Source organism: Paenibacillus sp. FJAT-27812 (assembly GCF_001273905.1).
GTDB lineage: Bacteria > Bacillota > Bacilli > Paenibacillales > Paenibacillaceae > Pristimantibacillus.
The window spans coordinates 6,585,538-6,605,110 of record NZ_LIGH01000001.1 but is presented as its reverse complement, the minus strand read 5'-3'; the positions used below and the strand labels follow the sequence as shown (position 1 = coordinate 6,605,110).

General features: G+C 51.1%; 17 protein-coding genes. All 17 read left to right on the top strand.

Translation table 11 applies throughout. The annotated features are described in order from the left end of the window. The first annotated feature begins 1 nt into the window (after window position 1). Window positions 2-3,517 carry a helicase-exonuclease AddAB subunit AddB gene (addB, locus tag ADU23_RS28340; protein ID WP_053376828.1) on the top strand — a complete coding sequence of 1,172 codons (3,516 nt, stop codon included), beginning with the start codon at window positions 2-4 and terminating at the stop codon, window positions 3,515-3,517. A gap of 5 nt (window positions 3,518-3,522) precedes the next feature. Beyond that, complete coding sequence (gene addA, locus ADU23_RS28335) at window positions 3,523-7,383, top strand: helicase-exonuclease AddAB subunit AddA (protein WP_053376827.1); 3,861 nt, start codon at window positions 3,523-3,525, stop codon at window positions 7,381-7,383. A gap of 15 nt (window positions 7,384-7,398) precedes the next feature. Then, a complete protein-coding gene (locus ADU23_RS28330; RefSeq protein ID WP_053376826.1) occupies window positions 7,399-8,001 on the top strand; it encodes a hypothetical protein in 603 nt (200 codons plus the stop codon). A gap of 89 nt (window positions 8,002-8,090) precedes the next feature. Next, on the top strand, window positions 8,091-8,444 hold the full coding sequence (locus ADU23_RS28325; protein WP_053376825.1) for a histidine triad nucleotide-binding protein: 354 nt from the start codon (window positions 8,091-8,093) through the stop codon (window positions 8,442-8,444). An 85-nt stretch (window positions 8,445-8,529) separates the two neighbouring features. Further along, window positions 8,530-8,703, top strand: coding sequence for a 30S ribosomal protein S21 (gene rpsU, locus ADU23_RS28320; RefSeq protein ID WP_005547957.1), 174 nt, complete (start codon window positions 8,530-8,532; stop codon window positions 8,701-8,703). A gap of 15 nt (window positions 8,704-8,718) precedes the next feature. After that, complete coding sequence (locus tag ADU23_RS28315) at window positions 8,719-9,162, top strand: GatB/YqeY domain-containing protein (RefSeq protein ID WP_053376824.1); 444 nt, start codon at window positions 8,719-8,721, stop codon at window positions 9,160-9,162. 156 nt (window positions 9,163-9,318) lie between these two features. Next, complete coding sequence (locus ADU23_RS28310; protein WP_053376823.1) at window positions 9,319-10,692, top strand: NfeD family protein; 1,374 nt, start codon at window positions 9,319-9,321, stop codon at window positions 10,690-10,692. 33 nt (window positions 10,693-10,725) lie between these two features. After that, the gene (floA, locus tag ADU23_RS28305) at window positions 10,726-11,715 is read left to right on the top strand and encodes a flotillin-like protein FloA (protein ID WP_053376822.1); all 990 of its coding nucleotides are present in this window, start codon (window positions 10,726-10,728) and stop codon (window positions 11,713-11,715) included. 51 nt (window positions 11,716-11,766) lie between these two features. Beyond that, on the top strand, window positions 11,767-12,261 hold the full coding sequence (locus tag ADU23_RS28300; protein WP_053376821.1) for a hypothetical protein: 495 nt from the start codon (window positions 11,767-11,769) through the stop codon (window positions 12,259-12,261). 221 nt (window positions 12,262-12,482) lie between these two features. After that, on the top strand, window positions 12,483-12,761 hold the full coding sequence (gene yqfC, locus ADU23_RS28295) for a sporulation protein YqfC (RefSeq protein WP_053376820.1): 279 nt from the start codon (window positions 12,483-12,485) through the stop codon (window positions 12,759-12,761). A 55-nt stretch (window positions 12,762-12,816) separates the two neighbouring features. Further along, window positions 12,817-14,010, top strand: coding sequence for a sporulation protein YqfD (gene yqfD / locus ADU23_RS28290; RefSeq protein WP_053376819.1), 1,194 nt, complete (start codon window positions 12,817-12,819; stop codon window positions 14,008-14,010). Between the two features lie 6 nt (window positions 14,011-14,016). Then, window positions 14,017-14,988 (top strand): PhoH family protein, encoded by a 972-nt coding sequence (locus ADU23_RS28285; RefSeq protein WP_053377870.1) that lies wholly within the window; start codon window positions 14,017-14,019, stop codon window positions 14,986-14,988. A 17-nt stretch (window positions 14,989-15,005) separates the two neighbouring features. Further along, on the top strand, window positions 15,006-17,252 hold the full coding sequence (locus ADU23_RS28280; protein WP_053376818.1) for an HD family phosphohydrolase: 2,247 nt from the start codon (window positions 15,006-15,008) through the stop codon (window positions 17,250-17,252). After that, the gene (ybeY, locus tag ADU23_RS28275; RefSeq protein ID WP_053376817.1) at window positions 17,249-17,746 is read left to right on the top strand and encodes an rRNA maturation RNase YbeY; all 498 of its coding nucleotides are present in this window, start codon (window positions 17,249-17,251) and stop codon (window positions 17,744-17,746) included. Before ADU23_RS28280 ends, ybeY begins: the two co-directional genes overlap by 4 nt. Next, window positions 17,746-18,108 carry a diacylglycerol kinase family protein gene (locus tag ADU23_RS28270; RefSeq protein WP_053376816.1) on the top strand — a complete coding sequence of 121 codons (363 nt, stop codon included), beginning with the start codon at window positions 17,746-17,748 and terminating at the stop codon, window positions 18,106-18,108. The genes ybeY and ADU23_RS28270 overlap by 1 nt, the downstream gene beginning before the upstream one ends. 29 nt (window positions 18,109-18,137) lie before the next feature. Continuing rightward, the gene (cdd, locus tag ADU23_RS28265; protein WP_053376815.1) at window positions 18,138-18,575 is read left to right on the top strand and encodes a cytidine deaminase; all 438 of its coding nucleotides are present in this window, start codon (window positions 18,138-18,140) and stop codon (window positions 18,573-18,575) included. 8 nt (window positions 18,576-18,583) lie between these two features. Continuing rightward, window positions 18,584-19,507 (top strand): GTPase Era, encoded by a 924-nt coding sequence (gene era, locus ADU23_RS28260; RefSeq protein ID WP_053376814.1) that lies wholly within the window; start codon window positions 18,584-18,586, stop codon window positions 19,505-19,507. The last annotated feature ends 66 nt before the right edge of the window (window positions 19,508-19,573 follow it).

Here is a 19,573-nt window from a genome sequence, read left to right as displayed (position 1 = left end):
TATGTCGCTTCGCTTTGTCATCGGACGATCGGGAACCGGTAAAACATCCTATTGCTTGAATGAAATAAGGGAGCAGCTGCGCGTTCAGCCGGACGGGCCGCCGCTCGTCATGCTCGTTCCGGAGCAGGCAACCTTCCAAACGGAATATGCGCTGCTTCAAAGCGGCGATTTGAATGGCACCATCAGGGCACAGGCGCTTAGCTTTCGGCGTCTGGCCTTTCGTGTTATGCAGGAAACGGGAGGGACAGCGCTTGTTCCAATCGGCGATACGGGCAAGCATATGCTGCTTTATAAGATCGTTCACAGGCTTGGCGCTCAGCTGGAGTTGTTTCAAAGCGGTGCAGAGCAGCCTGGATTCATTGACCGTCTTGCGGAGCTGTTAACGGAGTGGAAACGTTATGGCATCGATTCGGAGCTGCTGCAAGAGAGGCAGGAGGCAGCAGACACGGGTGCGGGGCAGTCCACATTACTAAAGCGTAAACTGCATGATTTGCAGCTTATTTATAGCCAGATGGAGCAGGAACTCGCGGGCATGTACATCGACGCCGAGGATTATTTGCGTTATTTGCAAAATGGGTTCGCGGACGCAGCCTCCATGCATGGCGCGCAAATATGGGTCGATGGCTTTTATGGCTTTACGCCAACCGAGTATGAGGCTCTTGGCGCGCTAATTGCTTCCTCGGCGCAGGTTACGGTAACGCTGACGCTTAACCGGTCTTATGAATTAGGAGAGCTGCCGCATGAGCTTGAGCTCTTTCATCCGACCGCCGAGACGTATAACAAGCTGATGGAGCTGGCAGCTAAATACGAGGTCGATGTCCAGGAGCCGACGGTGCTGGGAACTGACCTTCCCATCCGCTTTAGAAACAGTCCGATGCTCGCCCATCTTGAGAAGCATTATAGCGATCGAGTGCCGATGCTGATTGCGGACCGGGCGATGATGGATCATGAGGACAGGCGCAGCGGCGTATCGCTGCACGCTGCCGCGAATCGGCGAGCCGAGGTTGAGGCAGTCGCGCGCGATATCGTTCGCAGAGCGCAGAAGGAGGAGCTTCGCTGGCGCGACATCGCCGTGATGGTTCGCAATAGCGAGGATTATACCGACTATATTGGACTTGTATTTGCCGATTATGGCATTCCATATTTTGTCGATCAGAAGGAGAAGGCAGTCCATCATCCGCTTGTCGAATTTATCCGGTCCGCGCTCGAAACGGTGCTCTTCGGCTGGCGGTATGACGCGGTGTTCCGCTGCGTCAAGACGGAAATGCTGTTTCCTATGGATGGCAGCTTGCTGCGCGAGTGGTTCGATCTGCTCGAAAACTTCGCTTTAGCGGCAGGCATAGACGGCTGGAAATGGCTCGATAAGAAGCGCTGGCATCCATTAGTTCCGATTTCCCTCGATGATGACGAGGAAATCGATACGAAAATCAGCGATAAAGCGCAGCGAGAGTTCGATATTGTGCTTGCTGCAAGAGAAGCCGTAGTTCCTCCGCTTCGCCGCTTCGGCGAGGCGCTGAAGAAGGCGGAGAACGTCCAGCAGATGTGCGAGGCGTTATACCGCCTGCTCGATCACTCGGATGCAGCGGATCGTTTGGAGCGGTGGAGCTTGCAGGACACGCAAAATGGGAAGACGCAGCGGGCCAGAAGCCACCGCCAGCTCTGGGACAGCGTCATGCTGCTGCTTGATCAGTTAGTTGAGCTTGCAGGTACGCAGTCGGTATCTCCTGAGCTGTTCGCCGGCATGGTTGAGGCTGGCCTCGACAGCTTGAAGCTTGCGGCGGTGCCTCCGGCGCTAGACCAGGTGCTGATCGGAAGCATGGACCGGACGAGGTCCGGCCATGTACAGGTCTGTTATGTTCTTGGCGCCAACGATGGCGTCATGCCGATGAGAGTGAAGGAAGACGGCATTCTTACGGAGCCCGAGCGGGAGAGGCTCGCAGAGGACGGATTAGCGATGGCGCCCGGCGTGCGCCGCCGCTTGCTCGATGAGCGGTTTATGATTTATAACGCCTTGACGACGCCAAGCCGGCATCTGTGGCTAAGCTGGGCGCAAGCAGACGAGGAAGGCAAAAGCTTGCTTCCCTCAGAGATTGTAAGGCATGTCAGGCAGCTCTTTCCCGGCATTCCGGTAAAGAATGTTGCGGCTGAGCCGTCTCCAAGCTTGACGATATCAGAGCAAAGAATGTTCGTGTCGCAGCCGCAGCGAACGTTGTCTTATTTAATTGCCGCAATTCGAAAATGGCAAAATGGCGCGACGATCGCCCCTTTTTGGTGGGATATGTACAATTGGTTCGCGGTTCGGCCGGAATGGCAGCACAAGCTTCAGCTGCTGACAGCCTCCTTAACTTATGAGAACCAGGAGCAGCTGCTGTCGAAGGATACCGCTAGGCAGCTTTATGGAGCGCGGCTGCAGGTTAGCGTGTCGCGCATGGAGCGGTTCGTATCCTGTCCGTTCCAGCATTTTGCGATACATGGCTTAAAGCTCCGCGAAAGAAAGCTATACCGCCTGGAAGCACCCGACGTGGGGCAGTTGTTCCATGCGGCGCTCAGCCGGATGGCAGCAGGCCTTGGAGAGCGCTGGGGCAAGATGCCTGAAGCCGAGATTAGAGCCGCCGCCTCGCAAACAGTCGACGAGCTGGCACCTAAGCTTCAATCGCAAATTTTGCTCAGCAGCAGCCGTTTTCAATATATTGCCCGCAAATTGAAAGAGATCGTTGGACAAGCTGCGCTTATGCTGGGCGAGCACGCGCGCAGAGCGCAGTTTCACCCGGTCGGCACAGAGGTTGATTTTGGACCGGATGGCACGCTGCCTTCCCTGCGCATTCCGCTGGAAGACGGCGGTGTGATGGAGATTATCGGAAGGATTGACCGCGTAGATGCGGCTGAGACGGAAGAAGGTCTATTGCTGCGCGTGCTTGATTACAAATCAAGCTCCACGCAGCTGCGGCTGGAAGAGGTTGCTTACGGGCTTTCCCTGCAAATGCTGACTTATCTCGACGTGCTCGTAACGCATGCATCCGCATGGCTTGGACAGCCTGCGTCCCCTGCAGGCGTACTCTACTTTCACGTTCATAACCCGCTGCTGGCGCTGACAAACAGCATGAGTCCAGCCGAGGTCAATGGACAGCTGCTGAAACGCTTCAAGATGCGCGGCCTCGTTACCGCCGATTCGGAAACCGTAAAGCTTATGGATGATGAACTAGAGACAGGTTACTCGGAGCTGCTCCCTGTGGCGCTTAAGCGTGACGGAAGCTTCTACAGCAGTTCCTCGGTCGTTACGAATGAGCAGTGGGATGTGCTTAGGCATTCCGTCAGAAGCACGATTAGCCGGATCGGCAGCTCGATCCAAGCGGGCGAGGTATCCATTGAGCCTTATCGCATGGGAACAAAAACGCCATGCCAGTATTGTGACTATAAAGCGGTATGCCAGTTTGATGCGCAGTTCGAAGGAAACGAATATAGGAAGCTGGGCAAGCCATCTAAGGAAGAGATTTGGCAGCAGCTGGAGAAGGAGTGATGAGTATGCACACGGCAAAGGATTCCCCCAAACCGGAAAACAGCACATGGACCGACGACCAGTGGGATGCCATCGTCACTAGCGGCTCCAACATTCTTGTTGCTGCCGCGGCTGGCTCGGGCAAAACAGCGGTGCTGGTTGAACGGATTATTCGAAAAATTTCGGCGCATACCGACGTCGACCGTCTGCTTGTTGCGACCTTTACCAAGGCGGCGGCAGCGGAGATGAAGGATCGGATACGGCTGGCGCTTGAGCAGGAGCTTGAGCGTGAACCGGATTCCGAGCATTTGCGCCGCCAGCTTGCTTTGATGAACCGTGCCTCCATAACGACGCTGCACTCTTTTTGCCTCGATGTTATCCGGCGGTATTATCCTTTAATCGGACTGGATCCTGGCTTTCGCATTGCGAACGAAACGGAGAGCGAGCTGATGCGGCTCGATGTGCTTGATCAGCTATTCGAGCAAAAGTACGAGGGAGCTGGAGATGACGGGGCGTTTCTTCGTTTAGCGGACCGCTATGGCGGCGAGCGCGGCGATGAACCCTTATACAGGCTGGTACAGCAATTGTACGATTTTGCGCAAAGCCATCCATGGCCGGAGCATTGGCTGCGCCAGACAGCGGAAGCATTTGACGTTGAAGACGTGGCAGCCCTTCAAGGCAGCCGATGGGTGATCAGCTTAAAGAACGATATCCAGCTTGCCTTGGAAGGCGCGGCTTCGCTGCTTCATCAAGCGCTGGATTTGACGCGGCAGCCTGCCGGCCCTGCGCCTTATGCCGCAACGTTCGATGAGGATTTGCAGGTTGTTCGCAGCCTTGAGGATATGATTCATGCGCAGCCTTGGGAGAGGTGGATTGAATCGTTTCAAGCGATTCAATTCGGCAAGCTGAAGGCGATGCGCGGCGATGAATTTGACAAGTCGCTGCAGGAGCAAGCGAAGGACTTGCGCGATCAAGCGAAGAAGCTGATTACATCGCTTGCGGAGGAGCTGTTCGGCAGGGATGCCGGGCAATTTCTGGAGGAGCTCCAGGAGCTGGCACCGCTGATGCGCGCGCTGGCAGAGCTTGTTATTGAATTCGGACAAGGCTATGAAGCGGCAAAACGTGCGAAAGGGCTGCTTGATTTTGGGGATTTGGAGCATTACTGCTTGCGGATTTTGCGAGATGCCGCATCGACGCCGGAGCATATGACCCCTTCGGTAGCCGCGATTGAATTCCAGCAGCAATTCGATGAGATTTTGCTGGATGAATATCAGGATACCAATATGGTGCAGGAGGCTATCGTATCCTTAATCGAGCGCCCTGGCGCAGGGAATCGTTTTATGGTAGGCGATGTCAAACAGAGTATCTATGGCTTTCGTCTTGCGGAGCCAAAGCTCTTTTTGCAAAAATACAAATCCTACCTCTCGCGCCGGGAAACGAGCAAGCTGACTGAAACGGATGTCCCTCATGCCCTGCGTATTGACTTGGCGCGCAACTTTCGCAGCCGCTCAGAGGTTGTTGACGGGGTAAATGCGGTATTCCGTGCGATCATGCGTGAGAATGTGGCCGAGATGGACTATGACGAGCGAGCGGAGCTTGTATGCGGCGCCTCCTATCCGAATCCGGTACCGGCTGACCGTTTCCAAGTGGAGTTTGCTGTATTAAACAAAGGGGATATGGATGACGCCGAGGATGATGATGCCGAAAATGCGGAGACCTCTGAGCTAACGGATGATGGCGACCAAGGCAATTTAGCTACGCAAGCGGAGTCGCCTTCCGAACTGAAAACGGCGCAGCTTGAGGCTCGCTGGATCGCGCAGCAGCTGAATGCCTTAATCGACAGCGGCTTTCAGGTCTATGACGGGAAGCGGCGCGAGAACAGGCCTATGCAGTGGCGAGATGTCGTCATTCTGCTGCGAGCGACGCAGCAATGGGCGCCAATCATTATTGAGGAGCTTCAAGGGAGCGGCATCCCGGCATATGCAGAGCTGAGCAGCGGGTATTTTGACGCGATTGAAGTAGAGACGATGTTATCGTTGCTTCGCGTCATCGATAATCCGTATCAGGATATACCGCTGGCAGCAGCCTTGCGTTCGCCTTTATTTGCGCTAAATGGGGAAGAGTTAGCCCTCATTCGCATCCAATCGGCAAAATCGACGTATTACGATGCGGTGCTTGCAGCGGCTGGAGATTTGCTTCTGGAGGATGAAACTCGCAGAAAGCTTTCATTGTTTTTGGAGAGCTTGGACCGTTGGCGCGAGGAAGCAAGGCAGGGCTCGCTAGCTAATCTGCTGTGGGAAATCTATCGTGAAACGGGCTATTACGACTTTGTAGGCGGCTTGCCGGGCGGAACGCAAAGACAAGCGAATTTGCGAGCGCTGCATGACCGTGCGCGGCAATACGAGGCGACATCGTTCCGCGGCTTGTTCCGTTTTCTGCGGTTTATCGAGCGCATGCGCGATAGCGGCGGCGATCTAGGGACGGCAAGAGCGCTCGGCGAACAAGAGGATGTCGTGCGCATCATGTCCATCCATAAGAGCAAAGGTCTCGAGTTTCCGGTCGTATTTGTGGCTGGTCTTGGCAAGCTGTTCAATCAGCAGGACGTACGCAGCGCTTTCCTGAAGCATAAAGAGCTTGGATTTGGCCCCCGCTTTGTTGATCCGGCTCTCCGTATCAGCTACCCTACGCTTCCTTATTTGGCGATTAGAAGGGCAATGCGAGGAGAGATGCTTGCGGAGGAAATGCGGATTCTATACGTTGCTTTGACTAGGCCAAAGGAAAAAATGTATCTTGTCGCAACGGTATCGGACGCGGAAGCAAAGCTTCGGCGCTGGCTGGCTTCAGTTGATGCGAATGGCAGAATGCCGGATTTCCGCGTGGCTTCCGCAAGATCCTTTATCGACTGGCTTGGGCCGCTCGCCGCAAGGCAAATCGCGGCAAAGCAGCAGGCGGACGAGAACGCGCCGAAGTGGCAAGCTGGAATCGTATCGGCTTCGATATTCGGCACGGAAGCCGCCGCGGCGGTAGAAGAGCCTGACCAAGAGGATTTGGCTAAGGAAGAAAGGCTGCAAGCCGTAACTTCCTTGTCCTTGCTTGAGCAAGTCGAGGAGGACCGGCAGCTCCGATCCCGGCTGGAATGGCAATATCCGCATCAAGAGGCGGCGCTGCTTGCAGCCAAAACATCGGTTACCGAAATGAAAAGGCTGCATACGGAAGTAATGGAGGATGCGGTTCCTTTGAAGGAGCCGCAGAGTAATGATTATGCTGAGCAAGCGGACCCATTCTCCATTCCGGCTGCTAATTACACCTTGCGCCTTCGACGTCCCAGCTTCATGGAAGAGAAGTCGCTTACAGCGGCGGAGAAAGGCTCTGTCAACCATTTGCTCATGCAGCATGTATCCCTTACGGAGCCAGCAGATGAGGAGAGGTTGAAACTAACGCTCGACGACATGATTAAACGCCGTTTAATGACGGTTAAGCAGTCGCAGGCGATTGATCTGACAGCGGTCGCCGCGTTTTTCACAAGTGAGCTAGGCCAGCGGCTGCTAGCCTCTGAGTGGGTACGAAGAGAGGTTCCCTTCAGCTGCATGTTTCCTGCGAGCCGGGTATATCCGGATTCCAGCGAAGCGTTAATGCAGGAACCAATATTGATTCAAGGCGTTATCGACTGCTTGTTTGAGGATGAGCGCGGCGTCGTATTGCTAGATTACAAGACGGATCGGATCAGCAGGCAGCAATGGGCAGAAGCGGCAGAGAGGCATAGGTTTCAGCTTGAGCTGTATGCGGAAGCGATCGAATCCGTACTCGGGCGCAAAGTGGATGAGTGCCATGTCTTTTTCTTTGACGGCGGACAGTCTGTGGAGCTGAAGCAAACGAACAAAGCATAAAAGGAGGCTGCGAAGTTGGAACAGCAGCAAACGGGCAAACGCTCGATCGCGCTGCCGATTACACTTGTTATTCTCGTATTCAGCTTAATCGGCAATGTATTTTTATACTCACAATTTTTACAGCATAAGCAGGAAAATAGTTTTGTAAAAGGCCAAAAGATTTTTGCGGCAGCCATGGAGTCGAAGCAATATGTGGATGAAATGATTCCGGTGCTTGATGCGATGCTGCAAAGCAAAAGCTTAGAGGAACGCCTTAACGTAAAATTTGATGCAGGCAGAGTAACGGCAAAAGGAAATGCTGTAGCTAAGCTCACTGAAGAAGCGGCGAGCGTATCTGCTGAACCGGAGAAATTTAGTTCGGAATCGACACTGGCTTTTTTAGCTAATGCCGAAAAAGGCTTGCAATCACTAGGAAGCTACAACGGTGCGCTAAACGAAGAGGAACAAAGCTATGCTACAGGATTAAAAAGTTCTTTTGAAGCTATGTCTAAAACGATGAATGGCTTCAATACCAGCATCGCCGATAACCGAATCGCTTTAATCCGCTTGTCCAGCGGGCTTGACTGGATTGATCTGGTTTCGAAGCTTCAAGAAACGATGAAAAGCGCATCAAATTAATGCATGAGCCGGCAGTCTGGTATTCCATTGGACTCGCTCCCGATTTTTCGTTATGATAAGAGAAGGTTATTGAACAGGGGGTGAATCACATGGACTGTATTTTTTGCAAAATAATCGAAGGCGCAATTCCGTCGAAGAAGGTTTTTGAGAACGACAGAATTCTCGCATTCCACGACATACAGCCAGCTGCTCCGGTACATATTCTCATCATTCCGAAGAAACATATTCCGACCATGAATGACGTAACCGATGAAGATGATCCGGTCGTAGCCGAGCTGTTCTCGGTAGCCCGCCAGATTGCCAAGGAGCAAGGGATCGCGGAGTCAGGTTACCGTCTTGTCAACAATGTTAATTCCGATGGAGGACAGCTTGTTTATCACCTGCATATCCATTTGCTAGGGGGAACAAAACTTTCTTCGCAGCTGGCAAATATCCAAAGTTGACACTGCCTTTTGGTTTGACATATAATGAAATTTGATAAACCGTGTTATAGCTCTGGACGGTCTGTTTCGGAGGGAGGGAAAACTGGTGTCTGAAACTAAAGTTCGCAAAAACGAAACTATTGATGCTGCGCTTCGCCGCTTTAAACGTTCCATCGCTAAAGATGGAGTTCTAGCTGAGGTGAAAAAACGCAAGCATTATGAAAAGCCAAGTGTGAAGCGCAAGAAGAAGTCTGAGGCTGCGCGCAAGAGAAAGTTTTAGGAGGATCCTTCCATAATGAACCTGAGCGAAAGATTGACCGACGATATGAAGCAAGCCATGAAGAATCAGGACAAGTTTAAGCTTTCCGTAATTCGTATGATGCGCGCGTCAGTGAAAAACTTGGAAATCGATCTCAAGCGTCCTTTGGACGATAAAGAAGTGCTTGATATATTGAGTCGCGAAATCAAACAACGTAAAGATTCCCTCCAAGAATTTAAAAAAGCCGGCCGTGATGATTTAGTAGCGGGTCTTGAGGTCGAAATTGAAATTATTAGTCAATACCTTCCCGAACAGCTGACTGAAGAAGAGATTCAAGAGATAGTAACGCAGACCATCCATGAACTCGGTGCTTCTTCCAAAGCCGATATGGGAAAAGTTATGAGTGCCCTTTTGCCCAAAACAAAAGGACGCGCTGACGGTAAACTAGTAAATCAGCTCGTACAGCAACATCTCAACTAACTAAACATTCGGACTCACAAAACACCCCTTAACGGGGGTGTTTTTTTGTTTGTTCTGGTTCGAATGGTATAGTATGGAGAGCGAACAATGAAACTTTTTGGCCAGTTGTACGTAGTAGGGATCAATACATGAAAAGAAGGAGGAAGCTTCTTGCACATGAACCGATGGCGAAGAAGATTGTCCGCCGCACCTATTGCACTGCTTACGGCTATTTTTCTGGTGACGCTTGCAGGCTTGTTCGGCACTCCGGCGGAGCAGGCGAAGGCGGCGAATGAAATCGGTCCCGCCGTTTATGTTATCCCAGTAAAGCAAACAGTTGAGTCTGGGCTGCAATCGTTTTTGGAGAGAGCGTATAAAGAGGCAGAGGAAGCGAAAGCAGAGCATGTCATTCTCGTAATTAATACGCTTGGCGGCAAAGTGGTGAACGCAGAGAGCATCGGCCATTTTATTCGGGAGAATAAAATTCCGACAACGGCGTTCGTTGAAGGCAAGGCGGTATCGGCAGGCACATATATCGCGCTCAATGCAGATAACATCGTCATGCAGCCTGGCAGCACGATCGGTGCCGCTGCGGTTGTAGATGGATCGGGTAATCTGATTGAAAATCCGAAGACGATCTCATTTTGGACTTCCGAAATGGCCGAGTCGGCGGGCTTGCAGGGGCGTGACAAAAGCATCGCTGCGGCGATGGTTGATCCGAATGTGACGCTGCCTTTGAAGGATAAGATTGGCAGAGACAAGCTTAAGGGCGAGATCCTTACACTGACAGCCAGCGAAGCGGAGAAGGTCGGCTACTCCGAGCATACGGCTGCTTCTGTCAATGAAGTGGTGAAGTGGCTTGGCCTTGATGGCCGCACGCAGATTGAGGTTGCTCCGTCTCTTGCCGAAAATGCGGCCAGATGGCTCATCAATCCAATCGTCATGACGGTGCTGCTCATCCTAGGCATTGCAGGCATTGTCATCGAAATGCTCGTTCCTGGCTTTGGCGCTCCAGGCATAATCGGGCTGTTGTCGTTTGGCCTTTATTTCTTTGGCCATTACGTTGCCGGATTTGCGGGGATGGAATCGGTTGTCCTGTTCGTAATCGGGATTGCGCTGCTGATTATCGAGGTATTTGTACCGAGCTTCGGAATATTGGGCATACTCGGAAGTGCGTCGCTCATAGCGGGTGTAGTCCTGGCGGCGAATGATCCGATGACGGCATTCATCTCGATTGTCATCGCTCTTGTAGGTGCGATCATTCTGATTGCCATATTTGTAAGATTGAACAAAAAACGCGGCATTTGGAACAAATTTATTTTGCGTGACAAGCTGACGACGGAGCAAGGTTACTTGTCTGCTGATGTGAAGGATTCACTTCTAGGGCTCGAGGGGATGACGATTACGCCGCTGCGCCCAGCGGGTACAGTATTAATCGGCGATAACCGCATCGACGTGGTCACATCCGGCGAATTCGTCGATACGAATCGTTCCGTCAAGGTTATCAAGGCAGAAGGAACCTGGGTAGTCGTCAAAGAAATCGTAAAATAGAGCTGACAATTTAAATACATGGAGGTTGGACAAATGGATCCATTGGTTTCCTTTTTGATTTTGGCCGTAGTCGTTATTATCGTGCTGTCCGTATTTCTAAGCTTCTTCCCGATTATGCTTTGGATTTCGGCACTGGCATCAGGCGTTAGAGTAGGCATTATTACGCTCGTTGCGATGCGCTTGCGCCGGGTTGTGCCAAGCAGAATCGTTAACCCGCTAATTAAAGCGACTAAAGCGGGACTTGGGCTAAACATTAATCAGCTTGAGAGTCACTTCCTTGCTGGCGGTAACGTTGACCGCGTTGTAAACGCATTGATTGCCGCGCAGCGCGCGAACATTCCGCTTATATTCGAACGTGCGGCTGCCATCGATTTGGCTGGTCGCGATGTGCTTCAAGCGGTTCAAATGAGCGTTAACCCTCGTGTTATTGAGACGCCTATCGTTGCGGCGGTGGCAAAGGACGGCATCGAGGTAAAGGTTAAAGCACGAGTAACGGTACGTGCCAATATTGAACGTCTCGTCGGCGGTGCGGGTGAAGAAACAATTATTGCCCGTGTCGGCGAAGGTATCGTAACGACTGTCGGTTCGGCTAGTTCCCATAAGGATGTGCTTGAGAATCCGGATATGATATCGCGTACGGTGCTCGGCAAAGGGCTTGATGCGGGTACAGCGTTCGAAATCTTGTCGATAGATATCGCGGACGTAGACGTGGGCAAAAACATTGGCGCACACCTTCAAACCGAGCAAGCTGAGGCGGATAAGAAGATCGCTCAGGCGAAAGCCGAGGAGCGCCGCGCAATGGCTGTCGCGCATGAGCAGGAAATGAAAGCGAAGGTCGTCGAGATGGAAGCTCGCGTAGTCGAGTCGGAATCACAGGTTCCGCTTGCGATGGCTGAAGCGCTCAGAAGCGGGAAAATCGGCGTTTTGGATTATATGAACTTGAAGAATATCGAGGCTGATACGCAAATGCGCAGCTCCATTGGCAAGCAGGATAACTCCCCTGACCACAAAGAAGGCCGCTAATGCGATCGTTTGCAGCAAATAGCGTGACCGAGCCTTGGAGGTGAAGGCATTTTGAAAATTATTGAGTTTCTGATGAATAACATCTTTATCGTTGTCATAATTTTCGGAGCGCTTGCTTCGCTATTTGGCAAAGCAAGCTCGAAGAAGAAGCCAAGGCAAATGCCGGACTTTGGCGGAGGAGGGCTGCCTCGAACCTTGTTTCCGCAAAGCGAACGGGAACCAAGCCTAGATCCGCCCCAGCAGGAGCATACGGAGGGACAGCCCGTTTACCGGACTGATTCTGATCCGCAGCGTCAGCGTTCAGCTTATCCATCGCAATTAGCTAGAGAAACAGACGAGGCCGCAGGAACGTCTCAGATCGCGTCTCTGCAGCGTTCGCTTGAGCGGGCATCGGCAAGCAAAGCATTGGCCCAGGCTACAGCAGAGCGCAAATCAGCTGGTCAGAGCGCTGCTCGAACAACTGTGCAAGCTGACGATCTGCGCAACGCGGTCATATGGGCTGAAATTTTGGGTCCGCCCCGGTCCAAGAGACCGTATCGAAAATAATGAATGAACCGCCTGAGCATACCGCTCCGGCGGTTTTTTTGTTTTCCAAGGCGCATAAGCTTTATGTGGGAGATTCATCTCATAAAAACGTTAACTCTCGCATATTTTGGTACAGTACATGAAAACCGCCACTCCTTTGCTTTGCTCTGGCAAGGCTTAGCTTATGCTTGCTTACATAGCAGGTTTGCTCAACGAACCTAGAAGGAGGCAAAGATTCTTCCATGCGCCGTATAAAAAAGAAATTTCGCAAAGTGACAGCAGAGCTATTGGATATGCCGCATGATGTCGTCTTTGATTTGCCGCGTCTAACGATGATCGGCGATTGCCAGTTATATATCGAAAACCATCGGGGAGTCGTTCATTTCTCGAGCGAACGCTTGCGGCTCGCGCTAAGCAAAGGAGAGCTGGAGGTTACGGGCACCTCGCTCGTCATCCGCACCATATGGACGGAAGAAGTGTTTGTAGAGGGTCAAATCACTAACATTCAACTGATACCCTAAAATAGATGAAAGCAAGCTTGTTTTGCAAAAAAATAATGTATCGGAGGCGAACGGAATGAGCGGACAAGGTGCCGATTGGTTAAAGGGAATGGTTACCGTTCACATAAGGGGAGGACAACCGGAGCTGCTCGTCAACCGTGCGCTCTCCGGCGGCTTGCAGCTGTCTTCCATTAGATGGACAAGCAGCGGCTTGCTCGAGTTCGAGATCTCGGTTAGCGACTTTTTTGGTCTTCGCCCGTATTTAAAGGAGACAGGCTGCCGGGCGCATGTCACTAAGCGCAAAGGGCTGCCGTTTCTGCTCGTGAAAGCGGAGCGCAGAAAACTATTTGCAGCCGGTATCGTTTTGTTTTTTGCAATCATATTCATGCTTTCGTCCTTGGTGTGGAGCGTTGAGGTGCAAGGCAATGTAAAGCTGACCGAGGATCAAATCCGTCTCGCCGCAAAGCAGGAGGGATTATATCCGATGCAGTGGTCGTTTCGCCTTGCCGATGCCGATGTTTTGTCCAAGCAGCTTGTGCGCAAGCTTCCGGGCTCAACATGGGTTGGCGTAGAGAAGAAGGGCACGAAGGTTATTATTCAAGTGGTGGAAGCTACGATCCCGAAGCTGGCTTCTTTGCAAACGCCGCGTCATCTCGTAGCATCGGCAGACGCTGTCGTGACAGAAATTATCGCGGAGGCGGGCAGGCCCGTAGTCAGAAAAAATACGAAGGTGAAGCAAGGGCAGACGCTGATCTCCGGAACCATTGGCGGAGAAGAGTATTCGCGAACGATCGTTGCCAAAGGCAAAGTAAGAGGCCTCGTCTGGTACGAGTTTGAAATCGCCTCGCCCATGGTTCAGCATGTTAAAGTATACACAGGCGAAAAGAAGACAAAATGGTTTGCGGTAATAGGCTCGCGCGCCCTCCAAGTAAGCGGCTATGGCGATAATCCCTTCAGCGATTCTGAGGCGATACGCCATGAGGAGAAGGCGGCATGGCGCAATTGGTCGCTTCCGATCGGCCGCATGAAGGAAACGATTATGGAGACGCGCATGGAGGAGAGGACGCTGACGGAAGAAGAGGCGAAGAGCGCCGGCATCCTGCAGGCAAAAGCCGATGTGCTCATAAAAGCAGGAAGCGATGCGGTCATCCGAGATGAAATTGTTTTGCATGAAAAGGCGGACAATGGTAAAGTTTATATGAAAGTTCTTTTTGAGGTCGAGCAATCTATCGTTAAGGAAATGCCACTAGTCCAGATGCAGGGAGAATGAGGATTGTTGCAAATTGAGACGAAAGTAGTAAAAATACCTCTAGGCAACGCAGCGGAGGGACTGGCTGTATTCGGACCCCAAGACAATTACTTGCGGCTTATTCAATCGCAGGTTGAATCATCGGTTACATCACGTGAAGCGGAAATTGTCATTTCAGGTCCATCTGAAGAGGTTGATTCGCTAGAACAGCTTTACAATGTGCTCATACAGCTCGTACGCGGGGGCTATCAGCCTTCCGAGAGAGATGTAGCATACGCGCTTGAACTCGCAAGGTCAATGCAAGCAGAAGAGCTGTTAGACTTGTTTAAGAAAGAAATTACGACGACGTACCGCGGCAAGCCGATTCGTGTGAAGACGATTGGGCAGCGCCATTATGTGAAGACCATCCGCAAACGGGATATCGTATTCGGGATTGGTCCCGCGGGAACGGGCAAAACCTATCTTGCCGTCGTATTAGCTGTAGCAGCGCTTAAGGAAGGCTCTGTGAAGCGAATCGTACTGACAAGGCCTGCTGTCGAAGCGGGAGAAAATCTCGGATTTTTGCCTGGCGACCTGCAGGAAAAGGTAGATCCATACCTTCGTCCGCTATACGATGCTTTGCATGATGTGATGGGCCCAGATCAAACAGTCAAAGCGATTGAGCGCGGCATGATCGAAATCGCGCCTCTTGCATACATGCGGGGGCGTACGCTCGACGATGCCTTTATTATTTTGGATGAAGCGCAAAATACAACACCGGAGCAAATGAAGATGTTTTTGACAAGGCTTGGCTTCGGGTCGAAAATGGTAATTACAGGGGACGTTACGCAAATCGATTTGCCGCGGGGCAAAAATTCGGGCTTAATCGAAGCGCAGCGTATTTTGAAAAACATAGAGGAAATAGGCATTATCCTTTTCTCTGAGCAGGATGTCGTGCGTCACTCGTTAGTGCAAAAAATAATTGTAGCCTACAACTGGGATGCTGAAAACAAAGCCTAGAAAGGAATGTCTGCTGCATGAACCAAAACCAGACCGGAAAACAGGAGAGCTTGCGGCCGTCTAAAACGGCGGGCTGGAAGCAAAGCACAGCCGTTCGCTGGGTGCTGATGTTTATGTTTGTGCTGCTATTCTATTTCAGCTTGGCTCCGCATCTCGTTCCCGAAACCTATGATATTGAGGAGGGCGCTGTAAGCGAGAAGGATATTAAAGCGCCCTTCCAAATAAAAGACGAGAAGGCGACAAGGCAGGCGGAAGAGGATGCCGCTGACAAGATCGACGTTATTTATTCGATCGTGCCGGTACGAAACGAGGCGCTGGTTGAGCAAATCTTTGTTCGGATTGAGCAGTTGAATTTGGATGACCAAGTGACCGTTCAAAATAAAATCGATATTTACCGAAATGAAATTCCAGGTCGTTATTCGGAATTCGTTGATAATTTTGTGAAGCTTAACAAGGGCAAAGGCACTTACAACGATACGCTGCTGGAAGAAATGTCGGTCATTACGAAAGAGCAGCAATATACGATTCCGGAAGAAACGTTCTACAAGATGCCGAACTTAACTTCCGAAACCTTAACCGAGATGCGCAAAGTAGCTCGGGATATTGTGCGTAAGCTGTCAGGCGAGCAGCTTCGCGAGGCGGAGACTGCAAGAACACAAGTCGCTGAGCTCGTAAACGCAAGCTCGTTATCTAGCCGGACAAGCAGAGAAATCGTGCAGGAGCTGGCAAGATTCGCGATTATGCCAAACAAGTTTTTGGACAAAGCGGCAACGGATGAGGCTAAAGTGCAGGCGAAGCAAAATACGCCGCCTGTCGTCATTAAAGAAGGGGATCTGATCGTCAAGCGCGGCCAGACGATAACGCCTGATTTGTACAAGCTGCTGGTAGATTCCTCGCTGCTGCAGGATAAGAAGAACTATTGGCCGCAGCTGGGGCTGTTGATTATGTCCTTGATGTTCATCGTTGTGATTTATGCTTATTTGCATCAATCCGGAAGCATCAACGGCATAAAGCCGAAATATAACAATGCGTCGCTGCTTATGTTGTGGCTCATCTTCCTAATAAATGTGATCACAATCCAGATTGTTTCATTGACGCAGACTGATGCCGCGCCGTATGCGGGCTATTTGGCACCTGCCGCGCTTGGAACGATGCTGATTACGCTGCTCCTTGATATGCATTTAGCGATGATCAGTTCGATATTATTTGCGATTATGGGAAGTATTATATTAAATACCAGCCAGAACCAAATTTTCGATTTCCAGTACGGCTTTGTCATTATTGTCGTTTCGTTTGCCGCTATTTTCTCGATACACAGGGCGAGCCAGCGGTCTACCATTTTGAAGGCAGGTATTATGGTGAGCTTGTTCGGCTCCTTTTCCGTCATTACGGTTTTGCTGCTGTCCGAGCAGATGGATCGCATGCCGTTCATTTATTCGGTCGCATTTGCTTTCGGAAGCGGACTAATAACGGCGGTTCTGGTTATCGGCCTAATGCCTTTCTTTGAAATAACGTTTGGCATTTTGTCGGCGCTCAAGCTTGTGGAGCTGTCGAATCCGAACCATCCGCTGCTTCGCAAGCTGCTGACGGAAACGCCGGGCACGTATCATCACAGCGTAATGGTCGGCAATTTATCGGAAGCGGCGGCCGAAGCAATTGGGGCAGATGGCTTGCTGTGCCGCGTGGGTTCGTTTTACCATGATATCGGGAAGACGAAACGGCCGAATTATTTTATCGAGAATCAGACGAATATTGAAAATCCTCACGACACGATCGATCCAAAGCTTAGCAAATCGATCATTGTTGCGCATGCAAGAGATGGTGTGGACATGCTCAAAGGGCATAACATCCCTAAGCCGATCCGGGATATCGCCGAGCAGCATCATGGGTCAACCTCGCTGAAGTTCTTTTATTACAAAGCGGTTAAACAGGCGGAGGAGCAGGGAGTGGAGCCCGCGTTTACGGAGGATGATTTCCGTTATCCTGGTCCGAAGGCGCAATCGAAGGAAGCGGCAGTCGTCGGCATTGCCGATTGCGTGGAGGCGGCGGTGCGCAGCTTGCGCAATCCAACTGTGGAGCAGGTAGAGGCGATGATCCACAAAATTATTAAAAGCAGGCTGGATGATAATCAGTATAATGAATGTGATTTGACGTTGAAGGAGCTTGACAAAATTGCGCAGTCGCTTAAAGAAAGCGTAATTGGCATTTTCCATTCGCGTATTGAATATCCAGATGACGTGAAAACAAAGGAGCGCTTGGCATGAGCTTGCAGCTAGGTTGGAGCAACGAGCAGGATAAATTAGAAATACCTGAGCAGTGGATTACAAAATTAGAACAGCTGTTGCAGCTTGCAGGCGAAGCGGAAGGCATTACGGGCGGCGAGGTATCGCTGACGTTCACGAACGATGAGGAAATTCATCAGCTTAACCGCGAATACCGTGGCATTGATCGCCCTACGGATGTCTTGTCGTTTGCCATGCAAGAAGATGGCGTGGAAGAGCTTGACATCATCTTCGAAGTAGAGAGCGAGGACGAGGTTGATCCGATTTCCGGAATGCTTGGCGACATTATTATCAGTGTCGATACGGCACAGGCACAAAGTGAGGAGTATGGCCATTCTTTGGAGCGAGAAATCGGCTTTTTGTTTGTCCATGGTTTTCTGCATCTCATCGGCTATGACCATCAAGACGATGCAACGGAAGCAGAAATGACCGCGAAGCAGGAAGCGATTTTGCAGAAAGCTGGCCTTTCCCGGTAATGAGTAAGTTTATTCATAGCTTCGCTGTTGCGATATCCGGGATCGGCTTCGCGCTACGAACGCAAAGCCATATGCGGTTTCATGCCGTTGCTGGCTTGGCGGCATGCCTTTTAGGGCTAATCGTATCGCTTGAGCCGCTGGAATGGGCGATTATTTTGCTCGCTATCGCCGTTGTCATAAGTGCGGAAATGATCAATACGGCAGTTGAACAAGCAGTTAATCTGGCTAGCCCGGACATTCATCCGATAGCTAAAGTAGCGAAGGATGTTGCGGCGGGAGCCGTGTTAGTTGCGGCAGCGATCTCTGCTATAATAGGGCTGCTCATCCTTGGGCCGCCCTTATGGCATTTAATGGTGAAATAAGCTGGAATAAAATGAGGGGGATGGTCAGAATGGTATACGAAGGGTTATCGGAGCCGTACACGGAGCTGCTGCTTGCAGCGAAGGAAGCGATGTCTCGTGCATACGTGCCTTACTCCAATTTCCAAGTAGGCGCAGCGCTGCTCGATGATGAGGGACATGTCCATTACGGCTGTAATGTGGAAAATGCGGCGTATAGCCCTACCAATTGCGCGGAGCGCACAGCTTTGCATCGCGCAATCGCAGATGGAAAGCGCCCAGGCCAATTTCAGGCAATTGCCGTAATGGGAGACACGGATGGACCAATCGCGCCATGCGGCGTTTGCCGTCAAGTGTTGGTGGAGCTCTGTGCGCCAGACATGCCCGTTATCATGGGGAATTTAAACGGTCAATGGACGATATCGACCGTATCAGAAATATTGCCGGGAGCTTTCACGCCGGCTTCACTAGTAGATAATAGGGAGCGTTAATTAAACATATGAATCGAACAACATCAAATGAGCGTGACAACAAAAAATTCAGATCCGGCTTCGTCGCTATTATAGGCAGACCGAATGTCGGCAAATCGACGCTGATGAATCATCTAATCGGCCAGAAAATTGCCATTATGTCGGACAAGCCACAGACGACACGGAACAAAATCCACGGCGTCTACACAACGAACGATACACAAATCGTATTTCTGGATACGCCGGGCATTCACAAGCCGCAATCAAAGCTTGGAAACTACATGATGCAAACGGCTGAAAGCGCGCTTCGAGAGGTTGAGGCGGCGCTATTTTTGATCGACGCAGCCGAAGGACTTGGCGGCGGCGACCGCTTCATTATCGAGCAGCTCAAAAAAGTAAAAACGCCTGTTTTTCTTGTTATGAACAAGATCGATAAGGTAGAGCCGGAGCAGCTTCTGCCGATGATTACGCAATATAACGAGCTTCATGATTTTGCGGAGATCATTCCGATCTCAGCGCTCAAAGGAAATAACGTAGAAACGTTGCTCGAGCAGCTGTCTCGTTATTTGCCGGAAGGTCCGCAATATTATCCCGCGGATCAAATTACGGATCACCCTGAGCAATTTGTTTGCTCGGAGCTGATTCGCGAGAAAATTTTGCATATGACGCGAGAAGAAATTCCTCATTCCATTGCGGTTACGATCGAGGATATGCGCGTGAAGGAAAATGGCGTCGTTTATATCGGAGCGGTTATATTTGTCGAACGCGACTCCCAAAAAGGAATCATTATCGGCAAAAAAGGCGAACTGCTCAAGGAAGTCGGAAAACAGGCGCGCAAGGATATCGAAGCGCTTCTCGGCTCACGCATTTACCTTGAGCTGTGGGTGAAAGTGAAGAAGGACTGGCGCAACCAGGAACGCGTATTGAAGGATCTTGGTTATCGCCACGATTAACATGAATTGACGTTTTTTGTTAAGGATAGATTGAAGCGGATTATCGCATCCTATTACCGTCTGGAG